This window comes from Streptococcus oralis subsp. oralis, from assembly GCF_002096595.1.
GTDB lineage: Bacteria > Bacillota > Bacilli > Lactobacillales > Streptococcaceae > Streptococcus > Streptococcus oralis_D.
Genome location: NZ_NCUR01000010.1, coordinates 950067 through 965922, shown reverse-complemented (window position 1 = coordinate 965922; position 15856 = coordinate 950067). Strand labels below are relative to the sequence as shown.

The 15856-nt window shown below is 35.8% G+C and carries 14 protein-coding genes and 2 pseudogenes; 15 read left to right on the top strand and 1 reads right to left on the bottom strand.

The features are described from left to right. From cps4B to B7714_RS09000, 14 genes and pseudogenes are all read left to right on the top strand, one after another. A complete protein-coding gene (gene cps4B, locus B7714_RS09070) occupies nucleotides 1–732 on the top strand; it encodes a capsular polysaccharide biosynthesis protein Cps4B (RefSeq protein ID WP_084860291.1) in 732 nt (243 codons plus the stop codon). Nucleotides 733–740: 8 nt separating this feature from the next. After that, entirely contained in the window at nucleotides 741–1433 is a 693-nt protein-coding gene (gene cpsC / locus B7714_RS09065) for a capsular polysaccharide biosynthesis protein CpsC (RefSeq protein WP_000664128.1), read from the top strand. A 9-nt stretch (nucleotides 1434–1442) separates the two neighbouring features. Then, nucleotides 1443–2126, top strand: coding sequence for a tyrosine-protein kinase (locus tag B7714_RS09060; protein ID WP_001142498.1), 684 nt, complete (start codon nucleotides 1443–1445; stop codon nucleotides 2124–2126). Between the two features lie 97 nt (nucleotides 2127–2223). Beyond that, nucleotides 2224–2817, top strand: coding sequence for a sugar transferase (locus B7714_RS09055; protein WP_420911878.1), 594 nt, complete (start codon nucleotides 2224–2226; stop codon nucleotides 2815–2817). 215 nt (nucleotides 2818–3032) lie between these two features. Next, nucleotides 3033–3827 (top strand): DUF4422 domain-containing protein, encoded by a 795-nt coding sequence (locus B7714_RS09050; RefSeq protein ID WP_084860289.1) that lies wholly within the window; start codon nucleotides 3033–3035, stop codon nucleotides 3825–3827. A gap of 19 nt (nucleotides 3828–3846) precedes the next feature. Further along, complete coding sequence (locus B7714_RS09045; protein WP_084860288.1) at nucleotides 3847–5064, top strand: polymerase; 1218 nt, start codon at nucleotides 3847–3849, stop codon at nucleotides 5062–5064. A gap of 85 nt (nucleotides 5065–5149) precedes the next feature. After that, nucleotides 5150–5986: a LicD family protein gene (locus tag B7714_RS09040; protein ID WP_084860287.1), complete on the top strand. Its 837-nt coding sequence runs from the start codon at nucleotides 5150–5152 to the stop codon at nucleotides 5984–5986. A 7-nt stretch (nucleotides 5987–5993) separates the two neighbouring features. Further along, on the top strand, nucleotides 5994–7076 hold the full coding sequence (locus tag B7714_RS09035) for a glycosyltransferase family 4 protein (protein WP_084860286.1): 1083 nt from the start codon (nucleotides 5994–5996) through the stop codon (nucleotides 7074–7076). 334 nt (nucleotides 7077–7410) lie between these two features. Then, nucleotides 7411–8364, top strand: a complete 954-nt coding sequence (locus B7714_RS09025; RefSeq protein WP_084860284.1) for a glycosyltransferase family 2 protein — start codon at nucleotides 7411–7413, stop codon at nucleotides 8362–8364. A gap of 154 nt (nucleotides 8365–8518) precedes the next feature. Continuing rightward, nucleotides 8519–9934 (top strand): flippase, encoded by a 1416-nt coding sequence (locus B7714_RS09020; protein WP_084860283.1) that lies wholly within the window; start codon nucleotides 8519–8521, stop codon nucleotides 9932–9934. 20 nt (nucleotides 9935–9954) lie between these two features. After that, on the top strand, nucleotides 9955–10935 hold the full coding sequence (locus B7714_RS09015; protein WP_084860282.1) for an acyltransferase: 981 nt from the start codon (nucleotides 9955–9957) through the stop codon (nucleotides 10933–10935). A gap of 13 nt (nucleotides 10936–10948) precedes the next feature. Next, the gene (glf, locus tag B7714_RS09010) at nucleotides 10949–12052 is read left to right on the top strand and encodes a UDP-galactopyranose mutase (RefSeq protein ID WP_084860281.1); all 1104 of its coding nucleotides are present in this window, start codon (nucleotides 10949–10951) and stop codon (nucleotides 12050–12052) included. A 27-nt stretch (nucleotides 12053–12079) separates the two neighbouring features. Continuing rightward, on the top strand, nucleotides 12080–13132 hold the full coding sequence (locus B7714_RS09005; RefSeq protein WP_084860280.1) for a glycosyltransferase: 1053 nt from the start codon (nucleotides 12080–12082) through the stop codon (nucleotides 13130–13132). A gap of 48 nt (nucleotides 13133–13180) precedes the next feature. Further along, nucleotides 13181–13311: pseudogene (locus B7714_RS09000) on the top strand (sugar phosphate nucleotidyltransferase); the annotation flags it as partial. Here the strand turns inward: B7714_RS09000 and B7714_RS08995 are convergent. Then, a pseudogene (locus B7714_RS08995) lies at nucleotides 13304–13459 on the bottom strand (sugar nucleotide-binding protein); the annotation flags it as partial. The pseudogenes B7714_RS09000 and B7714_RS08995 overlap by 8 nt on opposite strands. A gap of 239 nt (nucleotides 13460–13698) precedes the next feature. Here B7714_RS08995 and B7714_RS08990 point away from each other — a divergent pair. Further along, nucleotides 13699–15681: a peptide ABC transporter substrate-binding protein gene (locus B7714_RS08990; protein ID WP_084860279.1), complete on the top strand. Its 1983-nt coding sequence runs from the start codon at nucleotides 13699–13701 to the stop codon at nucleotides 15679–15681. Nucleotides 15682–15856 lie beyond the last annotated feature (175 nt).

Below are 15856 nucleotides of genomic sequence, written 5' to 3'. Positions count from 1 at the left end.
ATGATAGATATCCATTCGCACATTGTTTTTGATGTAGATGATGGTCCAAAGTCGATAGAGGAGAGTAAAAAACTTCTTAGAGAGGCCTACACTCAAGGAGTGAGGACAATTGTTTCCACTTCGCATAGACGAAAAGGGATGTTCGAAACTCCTGAAGAAAAAATCGCAACTAACTTTTTGAAGGTGAGAGAAATGGCTAAGGAAGTTGCGGATGACTTAATCATTGCCTATGGGGCAGAAATCTACTATACGCCGGATGTTGTTGAGAAGTTAGAAAAGAAATTAATCCCAACCCTCAACGACAGTCGCTATGCTTTGATTGAGTTTAGTATGAACACCCCCTATCGGGATATGCATAAGGGGCTGAGTAATATTCTAATGTTAGGCATTACACCCGTCATTGCCCACATTGAACGTTACGATGCTTTAGAAAACAATGAAAAGCGCGTGCGAGAACTAATTGACATGGGATGTTATACTCAGGTTAATAGTTCTCATGTTTTGAAACCAAAACTCTTCGGAGAAACCTATAAATTTATGAAAAAGAGAGCCCAGTATTTCTTGGAACGAGATCTGGTTCACGTGATAGCAAGTGATATGCACAACTTGGATCACAGACCTCCTCATATGGAGGAAGCCTATGATATCATTGCCCAAAAATACAGTGAAGATAAGGCTAAGGAACTTTTTAAGGATAATCCCCGAAAAATAATAATGGATCAATTGATTTAGGAGAAAAAATGAAAGAACAAAATATGATGGAAATCGATGTATTTCACTTGCTTAAAATCCTTTGGAAACGAAAATTGTTAATTGCTTTGGTAGCATTCGTGACAGGGACAGTAGCTTTTGCCTACAGTAGTTTTATTGTGAAGCCGGAGTTTACGAGTACGACCCGAATTTATGTGGTCAATCGTAATCAGGGAGATAAGCCTGGCTTGACCAACCAAGACTTGCAAGCCGGATCTTACTTGGTAAAAGACTATCGTGAAATCATTCTCTCGCAAGATGTTTTAGAGAAGGTTGCGACTGATTTGAAACTAGAACTCCCTCCAAAAGGTCTAGCTAGTAAAATCAAGGTAACAGTTCCAGTGGATACGCGTATTGTATCGATTTCTGTTACAGATCGTGCACCTGAGGAAGCTAGCCGTATCGCCAACTCTTTGAGAGAGGTCGCGGCTCAAAAGATTATCAGCGTCACTCGCGTTTCGGATGTGACAACGCTTGAAGAGGCACGCCCAGCAACATCGCCATCTTCACCAAATATTCGTCGCAATACCATGGTTGGATTCCTTGCGGGAGCGGTTGTGATGGTTGTCACAGTTCTCCTTGTTGAGATTTTGGATACACGAGTGAAACGTCCAGAAGATATTGAGGACGTGATGCAAATTGCACTATTGGGAGTAGTTCCAAATTTGGATAAATTGAAATAGGAGAGAAAAATGCCAACGTTAGAGATTGCACATAAAAAATTGGATCAGGCAAGAAAAGCAGAAGAGTACTACAATGCCCTTCGCACTAATATTCAATTGAGTGGGAATAACCTGCAAGTTATTTCGATCACATCCGTTAAACCAGGGGAAGGAAAATCAACAACTTCTACCAATATTGCTTGGGCATTTGCGCGTGCAGGCTATAAGACACTGTTGATTGATGCGGATATCCGTAATTCAGTCATGTCAGGTGTCTTTAAATCACGGGAAAAGATTACAGGTCTAACAGAGTTCTTATCTGGGACGACAGATCTATCACAAGGGTTATGTGAAACCAATGTTGAAAATTTGTTTGTCATTCAAGCGGGCTCTGTATCACCAAACCCAACAGCTTTGTTACAAAGTGAAAATTTTGCGACCATGATTGACACCTTACGCAAGTACTTTGACTACATCGTCGTAGATACTGCCCCGATTGGAGTTGTTATCGATGCGGCGATTATCACGCAACAGTGTGACGCTTCTGTTTTGGTAACTGCTGCTGGTGAAACCAATCGTCGTGATGTCCAAAAAGCTAAAGAACAACTCGAACAAACAAGCAAACCATTTCTAGGAGTAGTTCTAAATAAATTTAATACTTCAGTTGAAAAATATGGCTCCTATGGAGCATATGGGAACTATGGGAAAAAGTAGGGAATCTTGTAGTTGGAGAATTATCTAAGGGGATTATTACAAGGGGGAGTTTTAGGTGAAACAAAACAAGATCATCTATATTGCCTTCAAAAGGTCTATGGATGTATTTATCGGCTTGTTTGGAACGGTATTTATAGTTTTACCCTGTTCTCTGGTCATCTTTGTAATCTATAAAATGAAAGGTTACAAAGGAAGTATATTTTTTACACAGTGCAGAGCAGGTCTCAGAGGGAAAAAATTTAAAATCATTAAGTTTAGGTCGATGGTCGAGAATGCAGAAGAAATTCTGATTTCGAATAAGGAACTTTATGAAAAGTATAAAAAGAATAGCTATAAATTGCCACCAAACGAGGATCCACGGCTTACAAATATTGGAGATTTTATAAGAAGAACAAGTATTGATGAAGTTCCTCAGTTTATAAATTTGGTACTAGGTGATATGAGTCTTATTGGTCCAAGACCAATTCTTGAAAATGAACTAGACGAATATACCGAGGATGAACAGGAAATTTTATTGTCTGTTCGTCCTGGAATTACAGGGATATGGCAAGTTTCAGGTAGGAGTCAAGTATATTATCCTGAACGTTGTGAAATGGAATTGTATTATCCTAGAAATCAGTCTTTATGGTTAGACATCAAAATTTTCTTTTTGACTATTAGAAGAGTGTTATCCGGTGACGGAGCTCATTGAGAATTCAAGCTGAGTCAGTATGAAGTGGAATATATAAAGATAAAATTGAATACAAAAAGGATATCTTTGGTATTCAATTTTATCTTTTTGGGTCAGGATAGTTTTAGTGAAAATCTATTTTGGCTGGATATTTTTTCAATAGAGAATGATTACAATTTTGATTAAAAGGTAGTTGAGCTAGTTATGGATGAAGGGAATTGAATTAGGATATAGAAATGTCTAAAACGTATAGAATCATAGTTGCAACACATAAACAATTTCAAATGCCAGAGGATAAGGACTTGTATATCCCTATCCAAGTTGGTAGTGAGGGGAAGGAAGATTTAGGTTATCAACCAGATAATCAAGGAGTCCATATTTCTCACCTTAATCCTTATTATTGTGAATTAACAGGATTATATTGGGCTTGGAAAAATTTAGAATGTGATTATCTTGGATTAGTACATTATCGTCGATATTTCACATCAAAACGACACTCATATAGAGAAGCAATTAGTATGGATGATATTATTCTTTCCAAATCAGAAGTAAAAAACTTGTTGTCAAAATACGATGTTGTCGTTCCTAAAAAACGGAAATATTATATTGAAACGCTATACTCTCACTATGCACATACTCACGATGCCAATCATTTAGACGTGACACGTCAGATTATTAGCGAGTTGAGACCAGATTATATCGAAGCTTTTGATCAGGTCATGAAACAACGCAGTGGCTATATGTTCAATATGTTTATCATGTCCAAAGAAAATGTAGCAGCCTATTGTGAATGGTTGTTCCCAATTATCGATGAACTCTATAGAAGATTGGACATTACAGACTATTCTGCTTTTGACGCTAGATTATTTGGTCGTATCAGTGAACGCTTGTTCAATGTTTGGTTGGCAAAACAAGATTTGCGGGTAAAAGAGATTCCGTTCATTTATATGGAAAAAATTAATTTGATTCAAAAAGGGAAGTCCTTTTTACAAGCAAAATTCTTTGGAAAAAAATATGGACAGAGTTTTTAGATAGGGATGAATAATAAGAATGAAATTAGTACTAAAAATAAAATCTGTACCAGAACTTTTGGCTCTTGTTGCTTTAGGGATATTTTTAACGGTTTCGATATTAAATGTAACTTTTTATGCTCGGTATCTGCCTGGAACAGTTTATAAATTAGCGATAGCTTTTTCCCTCTTTCTTTTGGTTATAAAAGAGTCGTTTAAGAGAAAATATGATTATAGAGCTCTCATTGGTTTGTTTGCAACGATTTTAATTTATTTTATAGTGGGGAAAATGACAGCTCTCAGTTCAGAACTTCCTGTAAGTATATTATTTATTTATACTTTACGAGATATTCCCTTTAAGAAGGTGGCGAAAACTTCATTAGTCGTTAGTATGTGCTTGTTGTTTTTTGTTATCATAAGCGCAAGATTAGGAATAATAACGAACTATATAGAAATTTCTGGTCCTCGAGTACGGACCTACCTAGGTTTTAGATATGCTCTATTTCCTTCTATTTTACTGATGAATATAGTTGCTATTGTGTTTTATTTAAAGCAAAACAAAATCCATTACTGGCAATGGCTACTGTTAGCTCTATCAGTTTATTGGGTATATGATCAAACGGATTCTCGTTTAACGTTTTATAGTTCTTGTGTATTGCTGACATGCAGTTTGTTAATAAAATGGTTTCCGAAACTATTTTCAAAGTTAGGATATGTGTTTAAAGCTTTTAAACCAACCTTTATTGTAAATGCAGTTATTAGTTTTTGGGTCTCCGTTACTTATCTCAATTCAAGCCATTCTTTTATCAATGATCTTCTTTTTAAAGTGAATCATATGTTAGGTGGTCGGATATACTTGGCTAATAAATCTTTAAATCTCTATGGTTTTGGATTTTTTGGACGACCAGTTTACTGGAATGGGAATGGTCTGACTGTTGAAGGTGTTAGAAACTATCAGACCTATCTGTATGTGGACAATTTGTATGTCCAAATTTTACAGAGATTTGGCCTGCTCATACTGGGATTAATGGTCTCAGTTCTATCTTTGACACTACTTAAAGTCATTAAGAAACGCCAGTGGGTTCTTGCTCTAATTTTGATATTAATGAGCTTTCATTCCATGATTGATGATTTGAATTTCTATCTTCATAACAATATTTTTTGGATATTGGTAGGCGCTTTAATCTACCCGGATTATCAGTTCTCTGATGAAAACAACGAAGAACTCGGGGAACATTCGTTTGAAAAAATCGTATAGTGAAATGTTGAGAAGTATTTAACAAGAACTTAAAAGAGCATAGACTGAGAAGACGGTTTTATTTCGATTTATATAGGAGGAAAGTATGTCGGATATCAAAATCATTCAAGATAAAATTTTATCTATTTTGAAAGAGTTTATTAATATTTGCGAAGAAAATAACCTAACCTACTATGCTCTAGGTGGGACCTTGTTAGGAGCGGTACGTCATAAAGGTTTCATACCTTGGGATGATGACATCGATATCGGTATGCCGAGAGAAGATTACGAAAAGTTTAAAAAAATAGCTTCAAATGTCTTGCCAGAAAACTACAAGTTTTTAAGCGAAGATACATTAAACTATAAAAAAGCTTTCTCTGTGATTCGAGATGATTCTACAAAAATCATCATGAATTATAGTAAAGAAGAATTGGTAGAAAGTTTGTGGATAGACATTTTCCCGCTAGATGGTATGCCCTCTAATGCTCTAAAGAAAAAAATTCATTCTTTGAGATACTTGAACGCAAGAATGATGGTTCAACTCTCGCAATTCAATAGTTTGGTGAATCAGAAAAAAGAAAATCGACCATTCATTGAAAAGATAATTATTGCTTTTGCGAATGCTGTTAATATTGAGAAGATTATTTCCTTTACCTGGGCACAGAAAAAGTATTTACAAACGATAAAAAAATATTCGTTTGATGAAGCTTATGCAGGAAATTATACGGGAGCTTACAAATTAAAAGAGATAGTACCGAGTGATTACTTTGGAGAACCAGTCCTATTACAGTTTGAAGATCTTAAACTTTGTTGTCCTTGCAAATACAAAGAATATCTAACAGCCATTTACGGAGCGGATTATATGCAATTGCCACCAGAAGACAAAAGAACTCTTCACCACTACGAGATTATATCACTGGGTGAAAATGAAGGGGAAGTGTAGTTTAAAGATGAAAAAAATCGCTTTAGTGAAATGGAGTATCGATAGAACAGATGGTGGCTTGAAAGTAGCAACCAGCCTTGCAAATGAGTTATCAACTATGTATGAAGTTCATCTTCTCTCGATGATTTCTACAGAAAACAATTTCTTCTCGCTGAAACAATCAGTTCAATATCAAAATTTATCATCAAAGAAAATATCTATGAGTAAAAATTTTCTCGAAGCGATCAAGTTGTTGAGAAACTATCTGAAAGAAGAGAACATTGATATTGTTTTTGGAATCGGAATGAGTATGAATACAGTTGGTGTAGCAAGCACAATTGGTTTGAAAACAAAATTTGTTTCCTGCGACCATACAAATTCTATAGTAGATATTGATACTAAAGTTAAGAAGATACAAAGGTATATTGGAGCGAAATTTGCTGATAAACTCGTGACCCTTACTCAAGAAGACCGTGAAAATTATATAAAAAAATACAGTGTTCCTGAAGAAAGGATTTGCTACATCTATAATTGGAAAGAGGCTTCTCTTTCAGATGTGTCCTATAATAAAAAATCAACTAAAATTGTGACTGTTGGCCGTTTTGATTATCAAAAAGGATATGATTATCTTGTTCAAGTCGCGAAAAAAGTGTTAGTGAAAAGGTCTGACTGGACTTGGGAAATCTACGGTTCCGGCAATCAAGATGAAGTGGATAAAATCAGAAATTTAATCAACGAATATGATTTACAGGACAAGTTAGTCATAAAAGGACTCGAAAAAAATCAGGATTTGATTTATGGAGATAAAGGGATTTATGTCATGACTTCTCGTTATGAAGGTTTACCTCTAGTTCTACTGGAAGCACAACAATACAATCTTCCTATAGTTAGCTTTAGTTGTCCGACAGGACCGAACGAAATTGTTGAAGATGGAGTTAATGGCTATCTGGTTGAGTGTTATGATACGGACAAGTTGAGTGAAAAATTGCTTGAACTGATGGAAGATTCGAACTTGCGAAGTTCCTTCTCCAATCATGCCAAGGATAATATAGATAAATTCGATAAGGAAAAAATTCTCAAGCAGTGGATTGAACTAATTGAGACGATTTAAGAGATAAGATGAAGGATTGCTTGTTATCAATTGTAATGCCTAGTTATAATATTCAGGAGTATATTTCAAAAGGGCTGGAGTCTTTTCAACAAGTGTTTCCGAATTATAAAAATAAATTTGAAGTACTGGTTGTCATGGATGGTCAGTAATTCGGAAAGGTCGTTAAAGGAGCTATATAGTAAAATTGAGCAAAGCTCATATAAATACGTTCCTACGAAAAAATTTGACAGATGGTCTTACTTAAATTATAGGACTAACTTTGCTTTTGGAATAATTTTTAATCCGATTTTGAAGAAATACTCTGAAAAGAAAGAAAAAGAGAGGGGCGTTTAAGATGTTTATCAGCATCGTTGTTCCTGTTTATAATGTTGCAGACTATCTGCATTTTGCGATAGAAAGCTTAATTAAACAGACCTATCAAAACTTTGAGATAATCCTTGTAAATGATGGTTCCACAGATAATTCTCCCATATTATGCGAAGATTATGCAAAGCAATATGAAAATATCCATGTGTTCCACAAAGAAAATGGTGGATTATCTGATGCACGTAACTTTGGAGTGGCAAAAGCCAACTCAGATTGGATTTTCTTTTTAGATCCGGATGATTATCTTGAAGAATATACTCTAGAGTTAATCGTGAAAATTCAGGAAACACATCAAGCAGACTTGATTTCAACAAAGGTAAAAGCTACTTCAAAATATAATGCTTATACTTCTTATCGATTACAAGACTCAGACTATAAAGATTTGGCTCCGATTACAAAAGAAAAGGCTCTGGAACTAATGTTGGATGACAAAGTTGCAACGGTTTCTGCCTGTGCTAAGCTTTATAAAAAAAGCATATTGGAACGAGTCCCTTTTCCAGTTGGGAAAATCTATGAGGATTTTTATGTTGTAGGAGAACACCTTGCCTTGGCTGAAAGAATCGTGATAAGCCCGCTTGAAACCTACAATTACTATCGTAGGGAAGGGAGTATAGTTCGTTCAACATTTACTGAAAAAAGATATGATTTCTTTGAAGCTGTTGCAAAAAATGAGGAAGTTATTAAAAGAGAGTACATTCAGAGTCCAGAATTAAAGCAAGCTTTACAAGCTAAAAAATTATTAGGTGGTTTTGTAATAATTGGTGCAAAAGCTGACTCAGGCTTAAAAGATTTTTCAAAAGATAGAGAGTTGTTGAGAGTCGAAATGAGTGACTTGTTAAAAAATAATAAGTTATCATGGAAACTAAAACTAAAATACCTTATTTTTATGTTAAACCCTAGATTGTATTTGTTGCTACGATAGTATCGTGCATAGATCCAATTTAATTTACAACAAGTGTCAAAAAAATGTAGGAAAGAGGAAATATGAAAGAAGTTTTTAGAATAATTGACCATTATAAGTATGACCAGTCAAACTTTTTGTTTTCACTGATTAATTCTAAATTGGATGACTTGAAATGAAAGTATTAAAAAACTACGCCTACAATCTTTCTTATCAATTGTTGGTCATTATACTCCCAATTATTACGACTCCCTATGTAACACGGGTCTTTTCTTCGGATGATTTAGGGACATATGGATACTTTAATTCCATTGTCACCTACTTCATCCTCTTAGCGACGCTGGGAGTTGCTAACTATGGGACCAAGGTTATTTCAGGACATCGTAATGAGATTAATAAAAACTTTTGGGGTATATATTCTCTACAATTAGGGGCGACACTTCTTTCTCTGTCCTTATATGCTCTTCTTTGTCTAACTCTTCCCTTTATGCAAAATCCGGTAGCCTACATTCTAGGCTTGAGTTTAGTTTCAAAAGGTTTAGACATTTCCTGGCTCTTTCAAGGGCTAGAAGATTTTCGAAAGATTACTGTTCGAAATATCACAGTTAAACTCGTTGGAGTCATTTCAATCTTCCTCTTTGTCAAATCTGCAAATGACCTATATCTCTATGTTGTTTTGCTAACCATATTTGAACTCTTGGGGCAACTAAGTATGTGGGTGCCTGCTCGTGGGTTTATCGGCAGTTCTCATTTTAGCATAGAATATGCTAGACATCATTTAAAGCCGGTCATATTATTATTCCTTCCTCAAGTAGCTATTTCTTTGTACATTACGCTGGATCGTACCATGCTTGGAGCCTTAGCTTCTACAAAAGATGTAGGGATTTATGACCAGGCCCTAAAATTAGTAAATATCCTTCTGACCTTGGTAACTTCCTTGGGAAGCGTTATGTTGCCTCGTGTCGCGCATTTGTTAGCGACAGGTGATCATAAGGCAGTCAATAAGATGCATGAAATGTCCTTCCTCATTTATAATTTAGTCATTTTTCCGATGATGGCAGGAATCTTGATTGTCAATGATGATTTTGTTCAGTTTTTCCTTGGTCAAGATTTTCAGGATGCACGTTATGCAATCGCCATTATGATCTTCCGTATGTTCTTTATCGGTTGGACCAATATCATGGGAATTCAGATCCTGATACCTCACAATCAAAATAAAGAATTCATGATTTCAACAACAGCTCCCGCAATAATCAGTGTAGGTTTGAACTTACTATTCCTTCCTAAACTTGGATATATCGGAGCAGCCATTGTTTCTGTTTTGACAGAGGCGTTGGTATGGGCGATACAATTATACTTTACCCGTAGATACCTAAAAGAAGTTCCACTTATCGGATCTTTGACAAAAATTATTCTAGTATCAGCTATCATGTATGGTATCTTGCTAGGTTTAAAAACACTTATACATTTTTCACCAGCCATAAATGTTTTAGTATTTGCAGTGCTTGGTGGAATCATTTATCTTTTTGCAATTCTATCTTTGAAAGTGGTAGATGTAAAAGAATTAAAACAAATTATTAGGAAAAAGTAGAATGCAAAAAAAATCGGAATATCAGCCTAGATTTATTAAAAGTGCTTGCGTGTATTGGGGTCGTTTTACTCCATACAACAATGGGCGGATTTAAAGAGACAGGTTCATGGAATTTTTCGACATATTTATACTACCTAGGAACCTATTCTATCCCTTTATTTTTTATGGTCAATGGTTATTTATTGTTAGGCAAAAGGGAAATAACTTATCCTTACATACTTCAAAAAGTCAAATGGATTCTAATAACAGTGTCATCATGGAACATTATCGTTTGGCTCTGTAAAAGAGACTTTGCGGTTAATCCAATTAAAAAAATTGTAGGCTCTCTGTTACAAAAAGGGTATTTCTTTCAGTTTTGGTTTTTTGGTTCGCTGATTCTTATTTATTTATGTTTGCCTGTTTTGAAAACAGTTATAAATTCAAAAAGAAAATATGTATACATTCTATCTTTATTGGTGGCAATTGGGTTTATAGTTGAATTAGCAAATATTTTCCTTCAGATGCCTATACAAACTCATGTTATGCAAACTTTTAGATTATGGACTTGGTTTTTCTACTATCTTTTAGGTGGTTATATAGCGCAATTCAATATAGACAACCTCAAATATAGATTTAAAAATTGGATGAAAATAGTTAGCATACTTTTGTTATTGATTTCACCAATTATATTGTTTTTCTTAGCAAAGAATACTTACCATAATCTTTTTGCTGAATATTTTTATGATACTTTATTTGTAAAAGTCAGTACTCTAGGAATTTTTCTAACTATCCTCACGCTTACGTTGAATGAAAACCGAAACGAATGGATTGTTTTCCTTTCTAATCAAACAATGGGAGTTTTCATAATACACACTTATATTATGAAATTGTGGGAAAGGATATTTGGTTTTAATTTTGTAGGAGCATATTTACTTTTTGCTCTATTTACTTTAAGTGTTAGTTTTATTATTGTTGGAATGTTAATGAAGATTCCTTACTTCAATCGAATCGTCAAATTATAAAAAGGAGAACACTATGTACGATTATCTTATCGTTGGTGCTGGTTTGTCTGGAGCAATCTTCGCACACGAAGCTACAAAACGCGGTAAAAAAGTTAAAGTGATTGACAAGCGTGATCACATCAGTGGAAATATCTACTGTGAAAATGTTGAGGGCATCAATGTCCATAAGTATGGTGCCCACATTTTCCATACTTCAAACAAAAAGGTTTGGGACTATGTTAACCAATTCGCTGAATTTAACAACTATATCAACTCACCAGTGGCTAACTACAAGGGTAGCCTCTACAATCTTCCTTTCAACATGAATACCTTCTATGCTATGTGGGGTACCAAGACTCCTCAAGAAGTCAAGAACAAGATTGCCCAGCAAACGGCTGATATGAAAGATGTTGAGCCCAAGAACTTGGAAGAACAAGCCATCAAGTTGATTGGGCCAGATATCTATGAAAAGTTGATCAAGGGCTACACAGAAAAACAATGGGGACGTTCTGCTACTGATCTTCCACCATTCATCATCAAACGCTTGCCAGTTCGTTTAACCTTTGATAATAATTATTTTAATGACCGTTATCAAGGGATTCCAATTGGGGGTTACAACGTAATAATCGAAAATATGCTAAATGAAGTAGAAGTAGAACTTGGAGTGGACTTTTTTGCTAATCGTGAAGAGTTAGAAGCATCAGCTGAAAAAGTTGTCTTCACAGGGATGATTGACCAGTACTTTGATTACAAACACGGGGAGTTAGAATACCGTAGTCTTCGTTTTGAGCATGAAGTTCTAAATGAGGATAACTATCAAGGAAACGCAGTTGTAAACTATACAGAACGAGAAATTCCTTATACTCGTATTATTGAGCATAAACATTTTGAGTATGGTACTCAGGAGAAAACGGTTATTACTCGCGAATACCCAGCTGATTGGAAACGTGGAGATGAACCCTATTATCCAATCAATGATGAGAGAAATAATGCTATTTTTGCTAAATATCAAGAAGAAGCGGCGCAGAATGATAAGGTTATTTTCTGTGGACGTTTAGCAGATTATAAATACTACGATATGCATGTGGTCATTGAACGTGCATTGGATGTGGTAGAGGAAGAACTAGGGAGTATCTAAGAACATCACAGATAAAGGGGAGAAAAGGTGAAATATTATCTGAAGGATTCATTTCTGCATAATGAATACGAAAAGAATGCAGGAAATAAGGCACGAAATGACGTGGAAGCTATTCTAATCTCAGAGGGTTATAAGGGGGTGGAACTCAAGGTTGAGAATTGGTATAAGATGAATTTCTTTAAAGCTCAGCAACACAAATATCGGGCAATCAAGTCTGTGTTTGATCAGTTAGGATCTGGAGATGAATTGCTGATTCAGTTCCCGATTATACACCATACATTTTTCATCTCACAACTCATTAAGCAGGCGCAAAATAGAGGAGTCAAATTCTATCTTGTGATCCATGATATTGAAACCTTGCGTCATGTAGGAAATTCAGCAGTGAAAATTCGTCATAAAGTGAGAAATTACTTCCAAGAGAAGGCGGCTCTTACATCAGTGGATGGCATTATCGTTCATAATGATATCATGAAAAATGCCTTGACAATTCAAGGCATACCATCAGATAAAATGGTTAGCTTGGAGATTTTTGACTATCTGATTCCGAACTTTGAGGAAAAAAATGTTCCCCAAAAAGAAGAAGCGATTATCATCGCCGGAAATCTAATTCCAACAAAATCAGGCTATCTTTATAATTTGCCAGAACAGCCAGCCTATAATCTCTATGGAATGGGGTACGATGAAAGTCGTGCATTGAAAAATACCACCTACTTTGGTTCCTTTATGCCAGATGACCTCCCAAATGCTCTTCAAGGTAGTTTTGGTTTGGTGTGGGATGGTGATAGTTCAGAAACTTGCAAAGGTTCTTTCGGAAATTACCTACGTATTAACAACTCCCACAAGGCTTCTCTTTATTTGGCTTCGGGCTTTCCTCTAGTTGTTTGGAAAGAGTCTGCCCTTGCGCATTTTGTGCTAGATAAGCAATGTGGTATAGCAATTGATTCTCTACATGACCTCCAAAAGGCACTGGACGATTTGACAGATCAAGATTACATGAAACTGTCGGCTAATGCCAGACAAGTAGGAGTAGCGATTCGAAGTGGAGATTATCTGAAATCGGCCATTTCTAAATTGAAGTAAGAATTTGAAGCTACTCATTGATCAGTTCGTTAGAAAGATTACTTCATTATGAAAGGTATTATTCTTTCAGATGGTTCGGGAACGCGCCTGTACCACTTACTCGGGCTGCGTCAAAACAGCTGATGTCGATTTATGATAAACCCATGATTTACTATCCTTTGTCAACCCTGATGTTGGCTTGACTTCAGCAAAGACTTTCTCAACCATTTCAGCATTAGTGATATCCATTTCGGCCACATCAACTGCAACATAGTCTACATTTCGTTCATCTAATAAATAACGTAGTTCGGTACCGAGTTGACCCTTTGCACCTGTAATTAATATCATTGTCTTCTCCTTAACTTTTCTTCTATTTAATCATAGCAAAAAAAAATGATAAAAAATCTGATTTTCGGCCCTTATTTTGCTGGTTTAAGATATAAAAATATAGTATTAGAGAATCATAATTTTATAATAGAAAACTTATTTTTCAGAATTTACCAAAGTAATTCAAAAATTCTGAAAATTTTATTGACATGTTTCTGAAAAGGGACTATAATGGGGTGAAAGTTTTAAAGGAGAAAACAATGAAAAGTTCAAAACTACTTGCCCTTGCGGGTGTGACGTTATTGGCAACTGCGACACTTGCGGCTTGCTCTGGATCAAGTTCAAATGCTAAAGGTGAGAAAACATTCTCATACATTTACGAAACGGATCCTGATAACCTAAACTATTTGACAACTGGTAAGGCAGCTACAGCAAATATTACTAGTAACGTTATTGATGGTTTGCTTGAAAATGACCGCTATGGTAACTTTGTACCATCTATGGCTGAGGATTGGTCTGTATCTAAGGATGGATTGACTTACACGTATACACTCCGAAAGGATGCAAAATGGTATACATCTGAAGGTGAGGAGTATGCAGAAGTTAAAGCTCAAGACTTTGTAACTGGTCTTAAGTATGCTGCTGATAAGAAATCAGATGGTCTTTACCTGGTTCAGGAATCTATCAAGGGATTGGATGCCTATGTCAAAGGAGAAACTACAGATTTTTCTCAAGTAGGAATCAAGGCTCTTGATGATTATACCGTTCAATACACATTGAACAAGCCAGAAAGTTTCTGGAATTCTAAGACAACAATGGGTGTTCTGGCTCCTGTCAATGAAGAATTTTTGAACTCTAAAGGGGATGACTTTGCTAAAGGTACGGACCCAAGCAGCATTCTCTACAATGGACCATTCTTACTCAAATCAATCGTAGCCAAATCATCAGTCGAGTTCGAAAAGAATCCAAACTATTGGGACAAAGACAATGTTCATCTTGATAAAGTGAAATTATCCTTCTGGGATGGTCAAGATACCAATAAGCCAACTGAAGCTTTCAAAGACGGTAGCTTTACAATGGCTCGCCTCTTCCCAACAAGTGCTAGTTACTCAGAGACTGAAAAAGCATTCAAAGACAATATCGTTTATACCCAACAAGATTCTACTACTTATTTAGTAGGTACAAATATCGATCGCCAGTCTTATAAGTACACTTCTAAGACAACAGATGAGGAAAAAGCATCAACCAAGAAGGCACTTTTGAATAAGGACTTCCGTCAAGCTATTGCATTTGGTTTTGACAGAACAGCCTACGCTTCTCAAGTAAATGGTGCAAGCGGGGCTACTAAACTGCTTCGTAACTTATTTGTTCCTCCTACATTTGTACAGGCAGATGGGAAAAACTTTGGGGAATTAGTTAAAGAAAAATTAGTGACCTATGGAGACGAGTGGAGCAACGTAAACTTGGATGATGCCCAAGATGGTCTCTACAATCCTGACAAAGCCAAAGCAGAATTCGCTAAAGCTAAGGCAGCCCTTCAAGCGGAAGGTGTGAAATTCCCAATCCACTTGGACATGCCTGTAGACCAAACCAACACAACAAAAGTTCAACGTGTTCAATCTTTTAAACAGTCAGTTGAAGAAAATCTAGGGTCAGATAATGTGGTTATCGATATCCAACAACTTCAAAAAGATGATGTTCAAAACATTACCTACTTCGCTGAAACTGCGGCTGGAGAAGACTGGGATATCTCAGATAACGTGGGTTGGTCTCCAGACTATATCGATCCATCTACTTATCTTGATATTATCAAACCTTCTGTAGGAGAAAATACGAAAACATATCTAGGATTTGATTCTGGGACAAACAACGCTGCTGCTAAGCAAGTCGGTTTAGAAGATTATGAAAAAATGGTTGTGGAAGCTGGTGAAGAAACTACTGATGTTTCAAAACGTTATGAGAAATATGCTGCTGCCCAAGCTTGGTTGACAGACAGTGCCTTGCTCATCCCAACAACTTCTCAAACTGGTCGTCCAATGCTGTCTAAGATGGTACCATTTACACTTCCATTTGCATACTCTGGTAACAAGGGTATGAGTGAAGCTCTTTTGTACAAATATCTAGAAGTACAAGATAAAGCCGTGACAACAGACGAATACCAAAAAGCTCAAGAGAAATGGTTGAAAGAAAAAGAAGAGTCAAATAAAAAGGCTCAAGAAGAACTTGCAAACCATGTGAAATAACTTTAAAAAAGTAAAGGATTTAGCCATTGACATGATGGTTAAGTCCTTTTTTATCTTTGGTATAAGTCTCTGAATGATTAGAGATAGGATTTTTCAGAAAAGAGAAAATTTTAGTGAATTTTACCTATTTCCTATTGCTTTCTGGTCTTTTATTTGTTATATTAAAAGTACAATT